Source organism: Buttiauxella sp. WJP83 (genome assembly GCF_027594725.1).
Classification (GTDB): Bacteria; Pseudomonadota; Gammaproteobacteria; order Enterobacterales; family Enterobacteriaceae; genus Buttiauxella; species Buttiauxella selenatireducens.
Map to the genome: position 1 here is coordinate 4,190,798 of NZ_CP110080.1, position 20,668 is coordinate 4,211,465.

Below are 20,668 nucleotides of genomic sequence, written 5' to 3' on the forward strand. Positions count from 1 at the left end.
AATGACTACGAAACGTAAGCCATATGTACGGACGATGACTCCGACCTGGTGGCAAAAGCTGGGCTTCTACCGTTTTTATATGATTCGCGAAGGCACAGCCGTGCCGACCGTCTGGTTCAGTATTCTGCTTATCTGCGGTCTGTTTTCACTGAAAAGCGGCCCTGAAAGCTGGGCGGGATTTGTCAGTTTTCTGCAAAACCCGATTGTGGTTATCCTCAATCTGATCACCTTAGCGGCTGCTTTACTGCATACCAAAACATGGTTTGAACTGGCACCGAAGGCCGCCAATATCATCATTAAAGATGAGAAAATGGGACCAGAGCCGGTGATTAAAGGATTGTGGGCGGTGACGGCTGTCGCCACTGTCGTCATTCTGTTTGTTGCACTGTTCTGGTAAGGGGACGTCATGATTAATCCAAATCCAAAACGCTCCGACGAGCCGGTATTCTGGGGTCTGTTTGGCGCAGGCGGTATGTGGGGCGCGATCATCGCACCCGTCATCGTGTTGCTGGTTGGCATTATGTTGCCGCTGGGTCTGTTCCCAGGCGATGCGCTGGGATATGAGCGTGTGCTGGCATTTTCTCAAAGTCTGATCGGTCGCTTGTTCATCTTCCTGATGATTGTTCTGCCGCTGTGGTGTGGGCTACACCGTATTCACCATGCGATGCACGACCTGAAAATTCACGTGCCATCTGGCAAGTGGGTGTTCTACGGTCTTGCGGCGATCTTGACCGTTGTGACCTTTATCGGTGTAATTACTCTCTAATTACGCGGATTGTTAAAAAGGCCTGCCATTGTGCAGGCCTTTTTATTTGTAACAGCCGAACTAAAGTGTCACTTTATGGAGGAACACCAATGATAAAAAAAACGCTTTGCTGCATGTTGATGCTCACGGCCTCTTACCCTGCTTTTGCCGCCCAGAAAACCCTCACCGAAAAGCAGCTTGCTCAAACCGTCGATAGCGTTATCACTCCATTGCTCAAAGAACAGAGTATTCCGGGTATGGCGGTCGCCGTTATTTATCAGGGGACACCGCATTACTTCACTTACGGCCAGGCGGACATCAGCAAAAACTTACCCGTAACGAAAGAGACATTGTTTGAACTCGGCTCGGTCAGTAAGACCTTTACCGGCGTTCTTGGTGGCGATATTGTCGCTCGCGGTGAAATTAAGCTCAGCGACCCGGTTACGAAGTACTGGCCTGCATTAACCGGTAAACAATGGAAAGAGATAAATCTGCTGCAACTTGCCACCTACACCGCAGGTGGATTGCCGTTGCAGGTGCCTGATGACGTCACCAACCAGACGTCCCTGCTCCACTTTTATCAGAACTGGCAACCGCAATGGGCTCCGGGCTCGACTCGTGTGTATGCCAACGCCAGCATTGGCCTTTTCGGCGCGCTGTCAGTGAAACCATCAGGGATGAGCTTTGAAGACGCGATGTCCAAACGTGTATTCCAGCCGCTGAACCTTTCACATACCTGGATAACCGTGCCCGCCTCTGAACAAAGTAAATATGCCTGGGGCTACCGTAACGGCAAAGCCGTACACGTTTCGCCAGGTATGCTGGATGCTGAAGCCTATGGTGTGAAATCGACGATTGAAGACATGGCAAGTTGGGTGCAGGCCAATATGAAGCCTGAACAAATCGGCGACAAAACGTTACAGCAAGGTATTGAACTGGCACAAACGCGCTACTGGAAAATTGGCAGCATGTATCAGGGAATAGGTTGGGAGATGCACAACTTCCCGGTGGATGCCAAAACTCTGATTAATGGTAGCGACAATAAAGTGGCACTCGCCCCGCAAAAAGCAGTAGCCATCGAACCACCCGCACCTGTTGTTAAGGCATCCTGGGTCCACAAAACAGGGTCAACCGGAGGGTTTGGTACTTATGTGGCATTTATCCCCGAGCAACAACTCGGCATTGTGATGCTGGCAAATAAAAGCTACCCCAACACCGAGCGCGTAAAAGCAGGATACGCAATCCTCGAAGCATTGCAGTAATACAGACGGGCCTGCATAGCAGGCCTTTTTATTTCCAGCCTCTCCCCGCATTTTCCCCACCACAATCTACACTTAGCAAAAACAGATAAGGATTCTTCTATGCGCATCTGGCCGATTATCACCACCCTTGCAGTTGCGTTTCTCGTCGTCTCCTGTAGCACCCCTACTCCACCACCAGGCACCACGGTGGTGAATAATTTTGATGCTAAGCGGTATCTCGGCAAGTGGTATGAAATTGCCAGACTTGACCACAAATTTGAAAGCGGACTGGAGCAAGTGACAGCCACGTACAGCGCCATGGATGATGGCGGTATTCGGGTGATAAATAGAGGTTTTAACCCAGACAGGCAGATGTGGCAGCAAAGCATTGGCAAAGCTTATTTCACGGGTGACCCAAGCCGTGCGGCACTCAAAGTTTCATTCTTTGGGCCGTTTTACGGTGGTTACAACGTGATTTCGATAGATAAAGATTACCAACACGCACTGGTGTGCGGGCCGGATAAGGATTATCTGTGGATATTGTCACGCACGCCAACCATCAGCCCTGAGGTGAAACAGCAAATGCTGAAGATCGCCACACAGCAGGGCTTCCCGGTAGAAAAACTTCTGTGGATTAAACAGCCGAGCTCTTAATGCGTGCTGATTTTCAGGCCAATAATCCCGAGGACAATCAGCGCCAGGCTCGCAATGCGGGCCAGGCTTGCTGATTCGCCTAACAGCAAGATACCCGTCGTCGCGGCACCCACAGCGCCAATACCTGTCCAGATAGCGTATGCCGTGCCGGTCGGCAAGGTTTTCATCGACCATGACAGCAACACGATGCTGACAATCATCGCCGCCACCGTGATAACACTAGGCCACAAGCGGGTAAAACCGTGGGTATACTTCAGGCCGACAGCCCAGACAACTTCTAATAAACCCGCAATAACAAGAATCAACCAGGCCATATACAGCTCCAGCAATGGGGCCGTCCCCGGAAATCAAGAAGCGCTTAAAGGTCGTCCCCTAAGGCTGGTGAGGCGATGATTCTAGCAACCCATCACGCGCAGAAAAACCAAAATGACACTTTGCTGTCAACAAACCAGTAACGTTTAGTTGCCACATGTGAGGGCACACTGACGCTAAGCCAAGAATTGACTGCTAATTAACCCGTAAATCCACAATTCATTTCAGTAGTTTTCTTCATATTATAATGTTTTCTCGAACATTCAGAAAAGGCTGTAATAGTGAGTCACGCGAACGGTAAGTATGCATAAGATATTGTTAGTGGACCGTTGTCATTATAGTCGACAAGGTTTTAAAAGCTGGCTGAGCAACAATATGACATTCTCTATTGTTGAGACGGACAATTTGCTTTTAGCTCGCGAAAAAATAATACAATGGCGGCCAAATCTTGTTATTGCCGATTTTACTAGCTTCGCCAACTCATTACATAATATCCAGCAACTCTCATCTATTTATTCAGCCTGTGGAAAATCTATTCGCCTAATGATATTTAATAGTATTCGACACGAGAAGATTGAAGAATACTGCTTATCACAAGGCTCGCATTCTATATTCAGTAAATCACTGCCGTTACCTGAACTTTGTGCGGCTATTCAGACACAGCTTAGCTCCCGCCCTCCGTTTTACTCTAAGCGGCAGTATACCTCTCCCTTGCTCACGCTACGGGAAGAACGGATATTAAAATTATGGACCGATGAGGCCAACAATGATTTTATTGCCAGCATGATGGGAATTAGCACTAAAACGGTATATACCTACAAACGAAATATCCGAATGAAACTCGGGATAAACAATCGATTTTCATTGTTCATAGAACAGCATCAGCAATAATGAATTAACAACGGTACGGAATGAATACCGTACCGTCCGCTAATATATTAATTCTGTGCTTTTGTTGCTGCACCAGAAATCGCTTGACCACCATCTTGAATATCTTCACCCATGCCTTTAGTCGTATTACATGCAGTCAATAATGACGAAAGCACTATGAGAGAAAAAAACGCTGCAATAGTTTTCTTAATCATGACCGTATCCTTTTTTGACGATTTTGTTTGTGTATAGCAGTTAAAGCATAGTCAAAAAATGGCAGGCTGACGGAAAAAGCAGATTTTTAGGAGTGTTGGAAATTATTTGTTTGCTGCGCGCTCAATGGCGCCGCCAAGGTGTTTCAGGTCTTCGCCAAAGCCGCGGGTGGCGTTACAGCCCGTCAGAATCGTGGTTAGCAACGTGATGAAAAGTAAATGTTTAATTAAACGGCTCATCTTCCCTGCCTTTAGCAATCGGCGGTGATGCGTCAAACGCCCCACCGCCAACCATCACGTATTACTTAACGCGAGAAACGTATTCGCCAGAGCGAGTGTCAACTTTGATGACTTCGCCAGTCTGAACGAACAAAGGTACTTTAACCACAGCACCAGTAGACAGTGTTGCAGGCTTACCGCCGGTACCAGCAGTATCACCTTTCAGACCTGGATCCGTTTCAACGATTTCCAGCTCTACGAAGTTTGGTGGCTGTACAGCGATTGGACGGCCGTTCCACAGGGTCACGATACACTCGGCCTGATCCAGCATCCACTTAGCGTTGTCACCAATCGCTTTCTCATCAGCTGCCAGCTGCTCGAAGGTTTCGTTATTCATGAAGTGGTAGAACTCACCGTCGTTGTACAGGTAAGTCAGGTTCATATCGATAACGTCTGCGCCTTCAGCGGAGTCGGTAGATTTGAAAGTCTTCTCAACGCGGGTGCCTGTCAGCAGGCGGCGCATTTTAACGCGAGCAAAGGCCTGGCCTTTACCTGGTTTCACGAATTCACTGGATTCGACTGCGTAAGGTTCGCCTTCGAACATGATTTTAAGACCGGCACGAAAATCGTTGCTAGAATAAGTCGCCATAAGGCCCTCTGAAATTGTTAATTGGTAGCTTAGCCAAAAAATGGCACACATTGTAACCCTAAATCCCCCCCGCAGAGAAGATTGGTTAACGCAACTTGCCGATGTTATAACCGATCCTGATGAACTGCTGCATATTTTAGAGCTGGACGCCGACAAAGAGTTGTTGGCGGGACGTGATGCACGTCGACTTTTTGCCCTGCGTGTGCCACGAGCGTTTGTCGCGCACATGGAAAAAGGCAACCCAAATGACCCATTGCTGCGCCAGGTTCTGACCGCCAGGGAGGAATTTATTGCCGCCCCCGGCTTTAGTACCGATCCCCTCGAAGAGCAGCATAGTGTGGTTCCAGGTCTGTTGCACAAATACCACAACCGAGCGCTGTTGCTGGTTAAAGGTGGCTGTGCCGTCAACTGCCGTTATTGCTTCCGTCGCCATTTCCCGTACTCCGAAAATCAGGGCAACAAACGTAACTGGCAGGCTGCCATTAACTACATCAGCGAGCACCCGGAACTGGATGAAATTATCTTCTCTGGTGGCGACCCGCTGATGGCGAAGGATCACGAGCTCGACTGGTTGATCACCGAAATCGAAGCTATCCCGCATATCAAGCGCCTGCGTATTCATAGCCGCTTGCCGATTGTTATCCCGGCTCGTATCACTGAAACGCTGGTTACACGCATTGCTCGCTCCCGGTTGCAGGTTATTTTGGTTAACCATATCAACCATGCCAATGAGATTGGGGATGAATTTAGAACCAGCATGAGTCATTTACGCAAGGCTGGTGTGACGCTACTCAACCAAAGCGTGTTACTGCGCGACGTGAACGACAATGCGCAGACCCTCGCGGAGTTAAGCAATGCGCTGTTTGATTCCGGCGTTATGCCTTACTACCTGCACGTGCTGGATAAAGTACAAGGCGCGGCACACTTTATAGTGAGTGACGACGAAGCAAGATTGATTATGCGTGAACTGCTGACGTTGGTTTCAGGCTATATGGTGCCGAAGCTGGCACGTGAAATTGGCGGAGAACCGAGTAAAACACCGTTGGATTTGCAGCTACGGCAGAATTGATTCGGCCCTCACCCTAACCCTCTCCCACAGGAGAGGGAATTGCACGACTCCCCCTCGACGACATAAGAGAGAATTGTACGGTTTTCTCCCTCGCCCTCAGGGAGAGGGTCGGGGTGAGGGTTGTTTTACACAAAAATCAGTTCGGGCACTTATAAACCTGGCCGGTCATTTTGCTCGCAGTTGGCGCAAAGCTCGACAGCAAGTTTTGAGTCGGGCTGCTCACGCCATACAGCACGTTACCGCCCATTGCCGCAGCGTTATTACGCAGAGCATTTGCTGCGCCACGCATAGAACCGCCTTCATCGCCATGCTGCCCAGACAACCAGTTGCTTTGTTCACCGGTAGCGGTGCCTAACAATTGGCAGTTACTGGCCGGTTTTTCTTCAACAAAACGAACGCTCTGCCCGGCGGTACTCAGATCATTGCTGGTACTGCACCCTGCCAGCAGCAATGCTGCCACAGCCATTCCTGCTGAAACTTTTATGCGCATGTTGTTCCCCGTAATCAATGCCGTATTCAGTGTAGTGGGCCATTGTCGCCCCGGTATGACCTTATACCAGACTGCGACCAAAAAGAAAAAACCCTCAGACATTTCTGTCTGAGGGTTTTCTTAACACGGTGCTTTTAGCACACGAGTGTCAGGGCAATTACATCATGCCGCCCATGCCACCCATACCGCCCATACCTGCGCCACCTAAATCAGGAGCGTCAGATTTTGGCAGGTCGGTAACCATGCACTCTGTGGTAATCATCAGGCCAGCTACAGACGCTGCGTACTGCAGAGCAGAACGAGTCACTTTAGTTGGATCCAAGATACCCATGTCGATCATGTTGCCGTATTCTTCAGTTGCTGCGTTGTAACCGTAGTTACCGTCGCCCGCTTTCACGTTGTTAGCAACAACAGATGGCTCTTCACCGCAGTTCAGAACGATCTGACGCAGTGGAGACTCCATTGCGCGCAGCGCAACTTTGATACCCACGTTCTGGTCTTCGTTCTGGCCACGCAGTTCAGACAGTTTGCTTGCTACGCGAATCAGCGCAACACCACCACCGGCAACCACACCTTCTTCAACCGCAGCACGGGTAGCGTGCAGGGCATCTTCAACGCGTGCTTTCTTCTCTTTCATTTCAACTTCGGTAGCTGCACCGACTTTGATTACCGCAACGCCGCCAGCCAGTTTCGCTACGCGCTCTTGCAGTTTTTCACGGTCGTAATCAGAAGTTGCTTCTTCAATTTGCTGACGAATCTGGGATACACGACCCTGGATTGCCGCTTCTTCACCGGTACCATCGATGATGGTAGTGGTGTCTTTATTGATAACGATACGTTTAGCAGTACCCAGGTCTTCCAGGGTTGCTTTTTCCAGCTCCATACCGATCTCTTCAGAGATTACGGTACCGCCAGTCAGGGTCGCGATGTCTTGCAGCATGGCTTTACGACGGTCACCGAAGCCAGGTGCTTTAACAGCAGCCACTTTCACGATGCCACGCATGGTGTTAACCACCAGAGTTGCCAGCGCTTCGCCTTCAACATCTTCAGCGATGATCAGCAGTGGTTTGCCCGCTTTCGCAACGGCTTCCAGAACTGGCAGCATTTCACGAATGTTGGAGATTTTCTTGTCAGCCAGCAGGATGAATGGGCTTTCCAGTTCGATAGAACCGGTTTCTGGCTTGTTGATGAAGTAAGGAGACAGGTAGCCACGGTCGAACTGCATACCTTCAACGACATCCAGTTCGTCTTGCAGGCCAGTGCCTTCTTCAACGGTGATAACGCCTTCTTTGCCTACTTTCTCCATCGCTTCAGCGATCAGAGTACCCACGGTTTCGTCGGAGTTAGCAGAGATAGTACCAACCTGAGCAATGGCTTTAGAGTCAGAGCAAGGAACAGACAGTGCTTTCAACTCTTCAACAGCGGCGATAACAGCTTTATCGATACCGCGTTTCAGGTCCATTGGGTTCATGCCTGCAGCAACAGCTTTCAGGCCTTCAGTGATGATGGACTGAGCCAGTACGGTTGCAGTGGTAGTACCGTCACCTGCAGCATCGTTCGCTTTAGAGGCAACTTCTTTAACCATCTGCGCACCCATGTTCTCGAACTTGTCTTCCAGTTCGATTTCACGCGCTACAGAAACACCATCTTTAGTGATAGTCGGTGCACCGAAAGATTTATCCAGAACAACGTTACGGCCTTTAGGACCGAGGGTAACTTTCACTGCATCTGCCAGTACGTTAACGCCACGCAGCATTTTCACACGAGCGTCATTACCGAATTTTACGTCTTTAGCTGCCATTCTTAACTTTCCTTAAATTCGTTTATGTTCGTTCAGTTTTTGCGCGGATTACGCTTCAACAATTGCCAGGATGTCGCTTTCTGCCATGATCAACACTTCTTCATTGTCGATCTTCTCAGACTTAACACCGTAGCCATCGTTGAAAATTACGATGTCGCCGACTTTTACGTCCAGCGGTTGTACGTTACCGTTTTCCAGGATGCGGCCTTTACCGACAGCGATGATTTCGCCACGAGTTGATTTACCAGCTGCACTGCCAGTCAGAACGATGCCGCCTGCAGATTTAGATTCAACTTCTTTACGTTTGACGATGACACGGTCATGTAATGGACGAATGCTCATGTGATAGCTCTCCTTTGAGAAAGTCAGTATCAATTGTTTAGGTAACGCCGGTCCAAAATGGGTTATCGGCTGGTGACCTGAGAGATGGGGATGCGCTTTCCCCCCTTCAAGGGGGAAAACAAAAAAATTTTCGATTTTTTAGCGATTGTGACGATCATCATTCTCGTGGTCGTCGAGCTGTTTCGGCGCATCATCTTTACGCTGATACTCACCGTCAAACGTCGAACCACCGCCAGTGCCCGCGCTAAAGCCACCACCTGGCATGCGTGAAAAACGCAAATGCGGCATCAGCTTCAGGGTGAGATGTTTTTGTACCGGTGGTAGTAACAGCAATAAACCGAGGAAGTCGGTGAAGAAACCAGGCAGCAGCAACAGCAAACCTGCAATGATCAACGAAACGCTTTTGATCATCTCTGCCGCTGGACTTTCACCCGCCGCCATTTTCTGCTGCATCAGCATGAAATTCTTAAAACCCTGGTTGCGAACCAGTGACATACCAATAACCGAGGTGAATATCACCAGCACCAGCGTCAGGAAAACCCCCATCACGTGGGCAACCTGAATAAATAACGAGATCTCTATGTAAACATAGAGAAAAATGGCAATTAACGGTATCCAGCGCACCGTACACTCCTGTAGTTGGGAAAGACTGTAGCAAGCGCCATCAAGCCCTTGCGTCAAATAGTTTGGCCATTAAGCGTAGTCAAAGAGATGGCGGCGCTATAGTCAAAAATCAATCTACGCGCTGCATTATTTTTTTGGAAATTTTCAACAATTGATCGGCATCACATATTAATAATTGTTATGTAAGATGACGTTTAATAAGTGATCCAGATTACTGCATTTATCTATCATCAGCATATCATCACGGCGTAGAGACCGAATATGGACATAATCGTCGGTCTATTCATCGCACGACCAAAGATCCTGTGCGTGCTGTGATCAACCAATGGCAGCTTTAATTAAGAAGGTTCACATGTTAAATAACATTCGTATCGAAGAAGACTTGTTGGGTACCAGGGAAGTGCCAGCGGATGCCTATTACGGTATTCATACTCTGAGAGCGATTGAAAACTTCTACATAAGCAACAGCAAAATCAGTGACATACCTGAATTTGTACGTGGCATGGTGATGGTTAAGAAAGCAGCGGCAATGGCGAACAAGGAATTACAAACCATTCCGAAAAGCATCGCAAACACCATTATCCAGGCTTGTGATGAAGTTCTTAATAACGGCAAATGCATGGACCAATTCCCTGTGGACGTTTACCAGGGCGGTGCCGGTACCTCCGTTAACATGAATACCAACGAAGTGCTCGCCAACATTGGGCTTGAGCTGATGGGCCACCAGAAAGGTGAGTACCAGTACCTGAATCCGAACGATCATGTAAACAAATGCCAGTCCACCAACGATGCATACCCAACCGGTTTCCGCATCGCGGTGTACGCTTCAATTGTGAAACTGGTTGATGCTATCAACCAGTTAGGTGATGGCTTCCAGCGCAAAGCGGTTGAGTTTGAAAACGTCCTGAAAATGGGCCGTACTCAGTTGCAAGACGCGGTCCCAATGACATTGGGTCAGGAATTCCATGCCTTCAACGTTCTGTTGAACGAAGAAACACGCAACCTGCTGCGCACCGCAGAGCTGTTGCTGGAAGTAAACCTCGGCGCTACCGCTATCGGTACCCGCCTGAACACGCCTGAAGGTTATCAGCAACTGGCTGTGCAGAAACTGGCAGAAGTCAGCAATCTGGCATGTGTTCCGGCTGAAGACCTGATTGAAGCCACCTCCGACTGTGGCGCGTACGTGATGGTTCACAGCACGCTGAAACGTCTGGCGGTGAAATTGTCGAAGATCTGTAATGACCTTCGTCTGCTCTCCTCCGGCCCACGCGCGGGTCTGAACGAAATCAACCTGCCAGAACTGCAAGCGGGTTCATCTATTATGCCTGCCAAAGTTAACCCGGTAATTCCAGAAGTGGTTAACCAGGTTTGCTTTAAAGTTATTGGTAACGACATCACCGTCACCATGGCTTCCGAAGCAGGTCAGTTGCAGTTGAACGTCATGGAACCAGTCATTGGCCAGGCGATGTTTGAGTCTATCCACATTCTGACTAACGCTTGCTACAATCTGCTGGAAAAATGCGTCGACGGCATTACCGCGAACAAAGAAGTGTGCGAAAGCTACGTCTACAATTCGATTGGTATTGTCACGTATCTGAACCCGTTCATTGGCCACCACAATGGCGATATCGTCGGGAAAATTTGTGCGGAGACCGGCAAAAGCGTGCGTGAAGTCGTGCTGGAGCGCGGCCTGCTCACCGAAGCCGAGCTGGATGATATTTTCTCCATCAACAACCTGATGCATCCAGTTTATAAAGCGAAGCGTTATACCGATGAAAATGAACAGTAATCTTTACGGTAGTTAACAAAAGGCACGTCCAATGGACGTGCCTTTTTCATTTCTACTTTAAACAAAAACACAACATATAATTATCATATAAGCAAACACCAGGAAGGGAATTATGTTTGGAGCAGAACTTGTTATCGTGCTTTTGGCGATATATCTCGGAGCCCGACTCGGCGGCATAGGCATTGGCTTTGCTGGCGGTTTTGGCGTTCTGGTTTTAACCCTTGTTTTTCAGGTTAAACCCGGGGCAATTCCGTTCGACGTTATTGAAATCATCATGGCAGTTATTGCCGCGATTGCCGCCATGCAGGTGGCTGGGGGAATGGACTACCTGGTAAGCCTTGCAGAAAAACTTTTGCGTCGCCACCCTAAATACATCACCTTCCTCGCCCCGCTGGTCACCTGGTTTATGACCATCCTGGCGGGAACAGGCCACACTGCCTTTTCTACGCTTCCGGTGATTACTGAAGTCGCGAAAGAGCAAGGGATTCGCCCATCGCGCCCACTGTCCATCGCGGTTGTCGCGTCGCAAATTGCGATCACGGCGTCTCCGATTTCCGCAGCCGTGGTGTTCTTCTCGGGTATCCTTGAGCCAATGGGCATCAGTTACCTGACGCTGCTGGGCATCTGTATTCCTGTGACGCTCGTTGCGGTAATGCTAACGGCGATTGTTTGTAACTTCCTTGGTTGCGAACTGAAAGACGACCCGGTGTACCAGGAACGTCTTGCTAAAGGTGAGGTGAAACTGCGTGGAACTAGCGTGTTTAATCTGAAGCCACACGCCAAACGCTCGGTTCTCCTGTTCCTTATCGGTATTGTCGCGGTGATGTTCTACGCCACCGCCATCAGCGATACCGTTGGCCTGATTAAAAACCCAATTCTGCCGCGTAACGAAGCGATTGTGGTGTTCATGCTGACCATCGCTACGCTTATCTGCGTCACCTGTAAAATTGATACTGGCGAAATCCTCAACGCCAGCACCTTCAAATCGGGCATGAGTGCATGTATCTGCGTGCTGGGTGTGGCCTGGTTGGGTGATACCTTCGTCAAAAACCATATCCAGGATATTCAGGCTGTTGCAGGCGACTTGCTGCAAAGTTATCCGTGGTTGTTAGCGGTGGTATTGTTCTTCGCTGCAACGCTGCTTTACTCTCAAGCGGCAACGACTAAAGCCCTGATGCCAGCAGCCTTGATGCTCGGCGTAAGCCCGCTGACGGCCATCGCCTCTTTTGCTGCGGTTTCTGCATTGTTCGTCCTGCCGACCTACCCAACATTGTTGGCGGCGGTGGAAATGGACGATACCGGCTCGACGCGTATTGGTAAGTATGTGTTTAACCATGCGTTCTTAATTCCAGGGGTGATTGCTATCACGCTGTGCGTCATCCTCGGTTTTATCGTCGGCGGCATGGTTCTGTAAATCTTTTAAAACACGGGTCGCGCTGCGGCCCGTTTAACACCTCCCTTCTCTCCGCCATGCTATAGTCAACCGCTGTTTCCCCAGATACGAGGTTTGCTATGCCAACGACCCAGGCTGTTGTCATCCTTTGTACTGCCCCTGACGAAGCCACCGCCCAGGACCTTGCCACCCTTGTGCTGTCTGAAAAACTGGCCGCCTGCGTCACCTTATTACCTGGTGCCACTTCGTTGTATTACTGGGAAGGGAAAATGGAACAGGAGTATGAGGTGCAGATGTTGCTAAAAAGCGATATCGACCATCAAGAAGCCTTGATAGCGTGTCTCAAATCGCATCACCCATACCAAACCCCTGAATTACTGGTTCTGCCAGTTACCCACGGAGATAGTGATTACCTCTCATGGCTCTACGCATCTTTGCGCTAATCTTTGCGCTTTTCAGCACCCACGCTTTTGCAGGCCTGTTCGATAACCAGAGCAAATCTCAATTTGTTCCTGTCGACCAGGCTTTTGCTTTCGATTTTCAGCAATCAGGAAACCAGCTCAACCTGAACTGGCAGATAAAACCTGGCTACTACCTTTATCGTCAGCAAATCAAGCTGACCCCGGCGCAAGCTGAGCTCGCACCGCTAGAATTGCCGAAAGGCACCTGGCATGAAGACGAGTTCTACGGCAAGACCGAGATTTACACCCAGCAGCTCAATCTGCCCGTCACGCTTCAAACGACAGCCAAAGGCGCGAGCGTCAGCGTGACTTACCAGGGTTGTGCCGAAGCAGGGTTCTGTTATCCACCTGAAACGCGCGTCGTGCCGCTGAGTGCGGTGGTTGCGGGTGATGAAAACCGCCCTCACCCTAACCCTCTCCCCCAGGAGAGGGTCGGGGTGAGGGACTCAGACAATTCAGCCACTACCCAGCTCCCGTTTTCCGCACTCTGGGCATTCCTGATCGGTATCGGCATCGCCTTCACGCCTTGCGTGCTGCCGATGTACCCACTGATTTCCGGCATCGTGTTGGGCGGAAAACAGCGCTTATCCACCGCCCGAGCCCTGCTTCTGACCTTTGTTTATGTGCAAGGGATGGCGCTGACCTATACCGCTCTGGGCCTGGTCGTCGCCGCTGCTGGCCTTCAATTCCAGGCCGCGCTGCAACACCCTTACGTGCTTATCGGGCTGTCAGTCCTCTTTGTGCTACTGGCCGCCTCGATGTTTGGGTTATTTACGCTGCAACTACCATCATCACTGCAAACGCGTCTGACGCTGATGAGTAATCGCCAGCAGGGGGGATCAGCAGGTGGCGTCTTTGCGATGGGTGCCCTGGCCGGATTAATTTGCTCGCCTTGTACCACCGCACCATTGAGCGCCATTCTTCTGTATATCGCCCAAAGCGGGAACATGTGGCTGGGTGGCGGCACGTTGTATCTCTACGCGTTGGGCATGGGTCTGCCGCTGATGTTGATCACTGTTTTCGGCAACCGTCTGCTGCCAAAAAGCGGCCCGTGGATGGAAACTGTCAAAATCGCGTTTGGTTTTGTGATCCTCGCACTACCAGTATTTTTGCTGGAACGCATACTGGGAGAAACATGGGGCATTCGTTTGTGGGGATTGCTCGGCGTGGCGTTCTTTAGCTGGGCGTTTATCACAAGCCTGCACGCCAAAAAGTCATGGATGCGCATCGTGCAGATCGTTTTGCTCGGCGCGGCGCTGGTTTGTGCTCGCCCTGTGCAAGACTGGGTATTTGGCAGCACTGTCACGACAAGCCAGGCACACCTCAATTTCACGAAAATTGCCAGCGTTGAACAACTTGAAACGGCTCTCGCTAATGCGAAAGGCAAACCCGTGATGCTCGATTTGTACGCCGACTGGTGCGTGGCCTGCAAAGAGTTTGAGAAATACACCTTTAGCGATCCTAAAGTGCAGCAACGGTTGGCAAATACTGTTTTACTGCAAGCGGACGTTACAGCCAATAACGCGCAAGATGTCGCATTGTTAAAGCATCTACAGGTTTTAGGGCTACCCACTATATTGTTCTTTGATGATCAAGGCCGCGAGCAGCCGGAAGCACGCGTGACAGGCTTTATGGATGCAAGCACGTTTGATGCGCATTTGCGCAATCAAGCACCGTAAACAACACTACTATGGGACGTACACTAAATAGTTCAAGTTGCATCGCAGCGGCAAGAGAACGCAGAAGCAGCTTGAAGTATGACGGGTACAAGGGAGGAGAATACCGTGCAACGCGAAGACGTACTTGAGCACGCCCTACACGTCCTTGAACGTGTGGGGATTGCAAGCACCACTCTGGAGATGGTCGCGAATGAAGCTGACTATCCGGTAAAAGAAATTCGTCAATTTTGGCCCGATACAGAAGCCGTGCTTTACGATGCCCTGCGCTATCTGAGCCAGCAGATTGATGTCTGGCGTCGTCAGTTAATACTCGACGATGAGCTATCGCTGGAACAAAAACTACTGAAGCGCTACCAGGCGTTGACCGAATGCGTTAACAACCAGCGCTATCCGGGCTGCCTGTTTATCGCCGCTTGCACGTTTTATCCAGAAGCAGCACATCCCATTCATCAACTGGCCGATCAGCAGAAAAAAGCCGCATGGGAATTCACCCACGAGTTGCTGACGCAACTGGAAGTAGATGACCCAGCGATGGTGGCTCACCAAATGGAACTGGTGCTGGAAGGCTGCCTGAGTCGTTTACTGGTGAAACGTAGCCAGGCAGATATCGAAACCGCTCGCCGACTGGCCGAAGACATTCTACGGTTTGCGCAGTGCCGACAGGGTGGCGCTTTAACGTGATGAGTGATTTTCTCGCCACTCTGCATGAAAAGCAGGCAGTTAAACGCATTTAACACCTTTTTTATGACAAAGCCGTTGACGGCAAACGGCCTTTACGGTTTAATGCGCCCCGTTGCCCGGATAGCTCAGTCGGTAGAGCAGGGGATTGAAAATCCCCGTGTCCTTGGTTCGATTCCGAGTCCGGGCACCACTATTTAGAAGAACCCGCCTATGGCGGGTTTTTTGCTTTCTGAGTCGACAACTTGTTGGTTTTCCAGTAGTTACCACCCTTATCTTTCCTCCGGCCCTTCTTCCCAGTGGTACAAAATGGGCATTATGATAAAGCCAACCAAAGACCGAAACGGCACCTACTACATCCGCAAAGCGGTTCCTCAAGTGCTACGTTCGTTATCCGCAAAGGCGAACTAAAACGCTCCCTTGAGACGAAAGACCTTGAGCAAGCCAAACTCACGGCTCCTGCCGCACTGACTGAAATCAACGCCATCAGCCAGAACGCCAAAGCAGATCGTACAGTGACACAGGACGATACCGAGGTTATCGCTTCGGTATCGATGACCCGAATCCTCCAGCAACCAGAAACCATCAAAGCACGTTATCTGCGGCGTTATTATTATGGTATTGGCCTGACTGCTGATAACGAGCAGCTAAGCAAATGCCTGCGTAAAGGCGAGCAGGCAAGCGAAGCCGACTTCCAGCTAGTCACCCAGCTTCTGCTGCCAGAACTCGAAGAACCCCTCCAGTGGGCGCCTGTCGGGATTACGCCGTCGTGGAAACAGAAACTCGCATGACGTCTTGCAGAGTACAGAATCAGTGCAGCGGAAATGTATATTATTGATGAGCTTCCTGCGTACACCGTCATTACCGCCACGCAGAAAAAGAAAGTCTGACCTCGCTGGTCTTTTCGAACGTTACAAAGCACACATAAAGCGGACCGAAGAAGACAGAGAGGAATCACGTCTTCGGGACTACACTCCATCGGCTAAAAAAGCTGGACCGCCTCGCCCGTAACACTCGCCACCTGCTGGAAATTTCGGAATACCTCTAAGGCGTTAAACATCCTCAATATCGGTATCAACACGGCAATACCGACAGGAAAGCTGATGCTCACATTGATTGGAGCTATCACCACATTCGAACGTGAAATGATTCTGGAACGTTAGGCCGAAGGTATTGCCCTTGCGAAACTCAAAGGCAAATACAAAGGCCGGAAAGCTACTGCCAGAAGTAAATCTCAAGAATTTATAGATTTGGCCGAAAAAGGTATGAGTAAACCGGAGATTTCCCGGCAGTTAGGTATTGGGATCACAAGTATTTACCGGATTGATCGGAACGAACGCCCTGATCTGCTAGATAAGTGATATGAAAACACTAATGTGAGGAAATGTTAATGGATGAGACTGGCAAGATCGAGATTGAGGACTATAGCGAAGACGGTTTTTGGTCAAAAACTAAAAAATACTGCAAGACTATCGGGAAAGATTCCCTTGAGCAGGTATTCCGTCTGTATTACGGCTTAGAAAGTGACAACTGCACAACTAAACACAGGGCAACCATTTACGGGGCGCTGGCTTACTTAGTGTCACCGATAGATATTATCCCCGATTTAACACCGATCCTTGGGTATACAGATGACATGGCTGTAATAGCCGCAGCCCTTGTAGCAGTGGCAAATTGCATAGACGATGCGGTTAAAGGCAAAGCAAAGGAGAAGGTCGATGAGCTTTTTGACTAGAGTAGCGAATAAGCTACTGCCTGATACTGCAAAAGAAAAAATCATCAAGCACGAAGCAAAAAAACTGGTTAACGACAAACTTAAGCTTGATGGTGAGTTAGACAAGCATGTTGATGCCTTAGCCGAAAAGGTAATGGGTAAGGTGGATGCCTCGGCTATATTCGATGCCAAGGATATCTACGACAAGTTCAAGGCTGCTAAATCCAGCAAGGATTAATTGTCAGCTCGTCAACATTCATACCGTTGAATATGATACAAAATAGTGGTGCATTCGGAATCGAATGCGTAAAGGTAACTTACTGTTATTCGTTGATTTCGTTGTCGCAGAAACGAATCCTTGGTTCGATTTCGAGTCCGGGCACCACTATTTAGAAGAACCCGACTACGGCGGTTTTTTTACTTGCTGGATTCTCTGCCTCCTTAAAAACTACACCCGCTTTAACTGATGTACGTCATATACATCGCTAATATCCGTCCTTATGATGTGCCCCAACGTCCGAGGTTCGGAGTTATCTGGAAATAATTACCCTCCCAAATGCTGCATCCTGCCCTCCTGACGCCACTTTTACCTATGCTTTGTCCTGAGCTTTAATTTTCAGTCTCTCAGAGGATTTCATCGTGGTGACATCTATGCCATCAACGGCTCGTTTCTATGCTCTACGTCTGCTGCCACAACAAGAAGTGCTCAGTGCGTTGCGCGATTTTATCCGTTTAAACGGGCTTCGTGCCGCGTGGATAAGCGGTTGCGTCGGTAGTCTGAGTGACGTCGCTTTTCGCTTTGCCGGGCGTGAAGAAACCACCTTATTGAGCGGGAAGTTTGAAGTGGTGTCGCTGATTGGCACGCTGGAAAAAGGTGGCGAACATCTTCATTTGTCGATAGCCGATGAAAATGGGCAAATGACTGGCGGCCATGTGATGGAGGGTTGCCTGGTGCGCACAACACTTGAGCTAGTGATTGGGGAATTAAGCGAGATTTCATTTAGCCGACAACCTTGTACGCATTCGGGGTATGACGAACTCATCGTCACGCCTCGCTAAAAAACGCTAAACATTACTTAGTTCTTTTTATCTTTGAGGTATTTATGGCACGTAAAGGGTTGTCGAGTCAGACACTGGTTTTGATTGTCATTTCTATCGCGATCAACATGATTGCGGGTCAGTTAGTGTCGATGTTGAAATTGCCTATTTTCCTCGACTCTATTGGGACATTGCTCAGTGCGGTGCTGGCGGGGCCAATTATCGGCATGCTGACAGGCTTACTGACGAATATTATTTGGGGATTATTAACCGATCCTATGGCGGCGGCTTTTGCCCCGGTAGCCATGGTCATCGGCCTGGTCGCAGGTTTACTGGCGCGTATTGGCTGGTTCCGTTCGCTGCCAAAAGTTATCGCCAGCGGCGTGGTGATCACTCTGGCAGTTACCGTCATTGCCGTGCCGATTCGTACTTATCTGTTTGGTGGGGTGACGGGTAGCGGCGCTGATTTCCTGGTTGCCTACGTGCATTCAATGGGCAACGACCTGATTGAATCCGTTGCCATGACGGTGCTGGGCGCAAACCTGGTTGATAAAATACTGACCGCGATAATTGTCTGGCTGCTGGTGCGTAATATGCCACAACGCACGTTACGTAGCTTCCCAGCCATGGCAGCCGTTCGTTAATGCACCCTTTTACCTCCCTGACAATCTGGGTGGTGCTCGGCATCAGTAGTTTACTGATGCCGCTGGGTTATCCACTACTGGTCTACAGTCTTGCCATATTCCTCGCGCTCATCCTGATGAAAAGCACCCGCCACCGCTGGCGTTATGTGGTGTGGATTATGCTACCGATGGCGGGCGGTTTATGGCTGGTACACAGTGGTTGGCTGGCGTGGTGGTTACACGGTGAAGCGCGAGATAACAGTCAGTTGCTGAGAGCCGCCGCTTTATGGTTACGATTGCTCGCCTTGCTCAGCAGCGGACAAATCCTGCTGCAATTTATGCCGACACAACGCTTTATTCGCGCGCTGTTTGCCAGCCGATTACCGCTCTGGCTTTCCTATTTACTTGCTGGACCTCTGCTGATTGTCGAGCAATTACGCGCACAACTGGCAGCCATCTATGAGGCACAGCTGGCACGCGGTGTTCCCCTTGATGGCCGTTGGTATCAGCGCCTGCGCTACATCCCGGCGCTCGTGATGCCACTGGCCCACAGTGCGCTGAATGATTTAACGGCCCGCAGTTCCGCACTGGATATGCGTGCATTCCGCCTGCACCCAAGGCGCACCACGCTTTGGGCTCCACCTGATAGCACTTTTCAGCGTGGTGTTCGCTACGTTCTGTTGTTGGTGATGATACTGGAAACTGGAGTCTGGCTATGGCTGTGGCATTGAGTGCGCTGGGTTTTACCCCGCAAGGTAGCCGAAGCTGGCAACTGCAAAATATCAATTTGCACTGCTCCATACCGGGGATCTACGGCATCAGCGGGGGCAATGGCAGCGGAAAAACGACGCTTGCGCAGCTTCTGGCAGGCTGTTTTCCGGACTTCTTACCGGGAACGTTAGTAGGCGAAGGACGAGTACTGGATACGGTATTGGGCTCGCGCCCTCTGGTGGAAATGGCGCAGCAAGTGCAATTAATTCAGCAAGCGCCACAACTACACCTGTCAGGATGCACCTTTAGCGTCGAAGAAGAGGTTGCCTTCGGGCCAGAAAATCTGTGTCTCAGTGAAGCTGAGATTATGGAACGCATCGACGAGGCGCTGACGTTTACCGATTGCCATGCGTTACGTTTACGCCATCCGGCCACCCTTTCTGGTGGTGAAGCGCAGCGTGTCGTGATGGCCTGTGCATTAGCGATGCGCCCGAAATTATTAATCCTTGATGAAGCCTTTAGCCGTCTGACACCGCAAGCAACTGCGACATTGCTGCAACGGCTGGCAGACTACGCCCAGCAGCAGCAGTGCATCATTATTCTTTTTGAACGATCACTGGCACACATTGCTGTCGAGTGCCGACAAACCTGGATGCTGACTGAGGGGACGTTATGCTAAACATTGAATCGCTGGAATTTCAGTGGCCCTCGGCGACTCAGCCCACAATTAAAGGGTTGAACCTGACGGTTAACACCGGCGAATGGGTAGCGTTGATTGGCGATAATGGTGCGGGGAAATCCACACTGCTGCGTTTAATGGCCGGATTATTAAAACCGAACAGCGGGCAAGTCAGTTTGCAGGGAAAAAACATCGCAAGCCTGAAAGCCGCACAGCGGGCACCGTTACTGGGGGTGTTATTTCAGGAAGCTGAGCGGCAAATATTTCACAATCGGGTTCAGGATGAGATAGCGTTTGGTTTACGCCATCAAGGGATTAAAGGTGAGGCACTGGACGATAAAATTGCGCACACCCTCGCACTGTGTGAATTAACAGACGTTGCAGATGCTCATCCTCTGGACTTGCATGCCGGTCAACGCCGCATGGTCGCCGTAGCAAGCCTCGCCGCCGTTGCACCACCGTTACTGCTATTAGATGAACCCAGCCGCGATTTTGATAGCCACTGGTTGGGGATTTTTAACAAGTGGCTCACGTGCTGCCGCGCTCAAGGTACAACCATTCTGACTATCAGCCATGATTATACGTTTGTAAAACAACACTTCGCCCGCACCATCCGGCTTGCCGATGGGCGGATTGCAGAGGATGGAGAAACTCAGCACATCCTCTGAGAGCGGT

Annotated in this window: 29 protein-coding genes and 1 tRNA gene; 22 read left to right on the forward strand and 8 right to left on the reverse strand. The window is 50.1% G+C overall.

What is annotated here, in order from left to right:
• Position 1: 1 nt before the first annotated feature.
• The 4 genes from frdC (at position 2) to OH773_RS19355 (ending at position 2,640) form a co-directional block, all read left to right on the forward strand.
• On the forward strand, positions 2-397 hold the full coding sequence (gene frdC, locus OH773_RS19340) for a fumarate reductase subunit FrdC (protein ID WP_183272525.1): 396 nt from the start codon (positions 2-4) through the stop codon (positions 395-397).
• Between the two features lie 9 nt (positions 398-406).
• The gene (gene frdD / locus OH773_RS19345; RefSeq protein WP_064540797.1) at positions 407-766 is read left to right on the forward strand and encodes a fumarate reductase subunit FrdD; all 360 of its coding nucleotides are present in this window, start codon (positions 407-409) and stop codon (positions 764-766) included.
• 89 nt (positions 767-855) lie between these two features.
• Complete coding sequence (ampC, locus tag OH773_RS19350; protein ID WP_270141076.1) at positions 856-2,007, forward strand: CMY2/MIR/ACT/EC family class C beta-lactamase; 1,152 nt, start codon at positions 856-858, stop codon at positions 2,005-2,007.
• A 99-nt stretch (positions 2,008-2,106) separates the two neighbouring features.
• Entirely contained in the window at positions 2,107-2,640 is a 534-nt protein-coding gene (locus OH773_RS19355; RefSeq protein ID WP_270141078.1) for a lipocalin family protein, read from the forward strand.
• On the opposite strand, the gene sugE is transcribed toward OH773_RS19355, so the two are convergent.
• Positions 2,637-2,954, reverse strand: coding sequence for a quaternary ammonium compound efflux SMR transporter SugE (sugE, locus tag OH773_RS19360; protein ID WP_270141080.1), 318 nt, complete (start codon positions 2,952-2,954; stop codon positions 2,637-2,639). The two genes, OH773_RS19355 and sugE, sit on opposite strands and share 4 nt — an antisense overlap.
• A gap of 373 nt (positions 2,955-3,327) precedes the next feature.
• On the opposite strand from sugE, the gene OH773_RS19365 reads away from it, so the two are divergent.
• Positions 3,328-3,843, forward strand: coding sequence for a helix-turn-helix transcriptional regulator (locus OH773_RS19365; RefSeq protein ID WP_270141083.1), 516 nt, complete (start codon positions 3,328-3,330; stop codon positions 3,841-3,843).
• Between the two features lie 47 nt (positions 3,844-3,890).
• Here the strand turns inward: OH773_RS19365 and ecnB are convergent, their stop codons facing one another.
• From ecnB to efp, 3 genes are all read right to left on the reverse strand, one after another.
• On the reverse strand, positions 3,891-4,037 hold the full coding sequence (gene ecnB, locus OH773_RS19370) for a lipoprotein toxin entericidin B (protein WP_034492730.1): 147 nt from the start codon (positions 4,035-4,037) through the stop codon (positions 3,891-3,893).
• A 102-nt stretch (positions 4,038-4,139) separates the two neighbouring features.
• Positions 4,140-4,274: an entericidin A/B family lipoprotein gene (locus OH773_RS19375; protein WP_183272520.1), complete on the reverse strand. Its 135-nt coding sequence runs from the start codon at positions 4,272-4,274 to the stop codon at positions 4,140-4,142.
• 61 nt (positions 4,275-4,335) lie between these two features.
• Positions 4,336-4,902, reverse strand: a complete 567-nt coding sequence (gene efp, locus OH773_RS19380; RefSeq protein WP_034461125.1) for an elongation factor P — start codon at positions 4,900-4,902, stop codon at positions 4,336-4,338.
• A gap of 40 nt (positions 4,903-4,942) precedes the next feature.
• Here efp and epmB point away from each other — a divergent pair, with 40 nt between their 5' ends.
• A complete protein-coding gene (epmB, locus tag OH773_RS19385; RefSeq protein WP_270141088.1) occupies positions 4,943-5,971 on the forward strand; it encodes an EF-P beta-lysylation protein EpmB in 1,029 nt (342 codons plus the stop codon).
• Between the two features lie 136 nt (positions 5,972-6,107).
• On the opposite strand, the gene OH773_RS19390 is transcribed toward epmB, so the two are convergent.
• The 4 genes from OH773_RS19390 to OH773_RS19405 form a co-directional block, all read right to left on the reverse strand.
• Entirely contained in the window at positions 6,108-6,461 is a 354-nt protein-coding gene (locus OH773_RS19390; RefSeq protein ID WP_183272518.1) for a DUF4156 domain-containing protein, read from the reverse strand.
• A 157-nt stretch (positions 6,462-6,618) separates the two neighbouring features.
• Positions 6,619-8,262: a chaperonin GroEL gene (groL, locus tag OH773_RS19395; RefSeq protein WP_183272517.1), complete on the reverse strand. Its 1,644-nt coding sequence runs from the start codon at positions 8,260-8,262 to the stop codon at positions 6,619-6,621.
• 48 nt (positions 8,263-8,310) lie between these two features.
• Entirely contained in the window at positions 8,311-8,604 is a 294-nt protein-coding gene (locus tag OH773_RS19400) for a co-chaperone GroES (protein ID WP_034461121.1), read from the reverse strand.
• 138 nt (positions 8,605-8,742) lie between these two features.
• Positions 8,743-9,228 carry an FxsA family protein gene (locus OH773_RS19405; RefSeq protein WP_183272516.1) on the reverse strand — a complete coding sequence of 162 codons (486 nt, stop codon included), beginning with the start codon at positions 9,226-9,228 and terminating at the stop codon, positions 8,743-8,745.
• A 352-nt stretch (positions 9,229-9,580) separates the two neighbouring features.
• Here OH773_RS19405 and aspA point away from each other — a divergent pair, with 352 nt between their 5' ends.
• From aspA to OH773_RS19480, 16 genes are all read left to right on the forward strand, one after another.
• Positions 9,581-11,017, forward strand: a complete 1,437-nt coding sequence (gene aspA / locus OH773_RS19410; protein WP_270141091.1) for an aspartate ammonia-lyase — start codon at positions 9,581-9,583, stop codon at positions 11,015-11,017.
• 112 nt (positions 11,018-11,129) lie between these two features.
• Positions 11,130-12,431 (forward strand): anaerobic C4-dicarboxylate transporter, encoded by a 1,302-nt coding sequence (locus tag OH773_RS19415; protein ID WP_270141093.1) that lies wholly within the window; start codon positions 11,130-11,132, stop codon positions 12,429-12,431.
• Positions 12,432-12,529: 98 nt separating this feature from the next.
• Positions 12,530-12,853, forward strand: coding sequence for a divalent cation tolerance protein CutA (gene cutA, locus OH773_RS19420; protein ID WP_183272513.1), 324 nt, complete (start codon positions 12,530-12,532; stop codon positions 12,851-12,853).
• Positions 12,829-14,550: a protein-disulfide reductase DsbD gene (locus OH773_RS19425; RefSeq protein ID WP_270141096.1), complete on the forward strand. Its 1,722-nt coding sequence runs from the start codon at positions 12,829-12,831 to the stop codon at positions 14,548-14,550. Before cutA ends, OH773_RS19425 begins: the two co-directional genes overlap by 25 nt.
• A gap of 105 nt (positions 14,551-14,655) precedes the next feature.
• Positions 14,656-15,231, forward strand: a complete 576-nt coding sequence (locus tag OH773_RS19430; RefSeq protein WP_270141098.1) for a transcriptional regulator — start codon at positions 14,656-14,658, stop codon at positions 15,229-15,231.
• Positions 15,232-15,345: 114 nt separating this feature from the next.
• Positions 15,346-15,421 (forward strand) — tRNA-Phe (locus OH773_RS19435).
• A gap of 106 nt (positions 15,422-15,527) precedes the next feature.
• Positions 15,528-16,019, forward strand: coding sequence for a hypothetical protein (locus tag OH773_RS19440; RefSeq protein ID WP_270141100.1), 492 nt, complete (start codon positions 15,528-15,530; stop codon positions 16,017-16,019).
• 282 nt (positions 16,020-16,301) lie between these two features.
• Positions 16,302-16,391: a hypothetical protein gene (locus OH773_RS19445; RefSeq protein ID WP_270145962.1), complete on the forward strand. Its 90-nt coding sequence runs from the start codon at positions 16,302-16,304 to the stop codon at positions 16,389-16,391.
• A gap of 102 nt (positions 16,392-16,493) precedes the next feature.
• Entirely contained in the window at positions 16,494-16,589 is a 96-nt protein-coding gene (locus tag OH773_RS22380) for a hypothetical protein (RefSeq protein ID WP_333482183.1), read from the forward strand.
• A gap of 29 nt (positions 16,590-16,618) precedes the next feature.
• On the forward strand, positions 16,619-16,963 hold the full coding sequence (locus tag OH773_RS19450) for a YkvA family protein (protein WP_270141102.1): 345 nt from the start codon (positions 16,619-16,621) through the stop codon (positions 16,961-16,963).
• Positions 16,947-17,180, forward strand: a complete 234-nt coding sequence (locus OH773_RS19455; protein ID WP_270141104.1) for a hypothetical protein — start codon at positions 16,947-16,949, stop codon at positions 17,178-17,180. Before OH773_RS19450 ends, OH773_RS19455 begins: the two co-directional genes overlap by 17 nt.
• 413 nt (positions 17,181-17,593) lie before the next feature.
• The gene (locus tag OH773_RS19460) at positions 17,594-18,001 is read left to right on the forward strand and encodes a PPC domain-containing DNA-binding protein (protein ID WP_270141106.1); all 408 of its coding nucleotides are present in this window, start codon (positions 17,594-17,596) and stop codon (positions 17,999-18,001) included.
• A gap of 44 nt (positions 18,002-18,045) precedes the next feature.
• The gene (locus tag OH773_RS19465; protein ID WP_183272510.1) at positions 18,046-18,624 is read left to right on the forward strand and encodes an ECF transporter S component; all 579 of its coding nucleotides are present in this window, start codon (positions 18,046-18,048) and stop codon (positions 18,622-18,624) included.
• Positions 18,624-19,334: an energy-coupling factor transporter transmembrane component T gene (locus OH773_RS19470; protein ID WP_270141109.1), complete on the forward strand. Its 711-nt coding sequence runs from the start codon at positions 18,624-18,626 to the stop codon at positions 19,332-19,334. The genes OH773_RS19465 and OH773_RS19470 overlap by 1 nt, the downstream gene beginning before the upstream one ends.
• Positions 19,319-19,993, forward strand: coding sequence for an energy-coupling factor ABC transporter ATP-binding protein (locus OH773_RS19475; RefSeq protein ID WP_333482175.1), 675 nt, complete (start codon positions 19,319-19,321; stop codon positions 19,991-19,993). Before OH773_RS19470 ends, OH773_RS19475 begins: the two co-directional genes overlap by 16 nt.
• A complete protein-coding gene (locus OH773_RS19480) occupies positions 19,987-20,661 on the forward strand; it encodes an ABC transporter ATP-binding protein (protein WP_270141111.1) in 675 nt (224 codons plus the stop codon). The genes OH773_RS19475 and OH773_RS19480 overlap by 7 nt, the downstream gene beginning before the upstream one ends.
• The last annotated feature ends 7 nt before the right edge of the window (positions 20,662-20,668 follow it).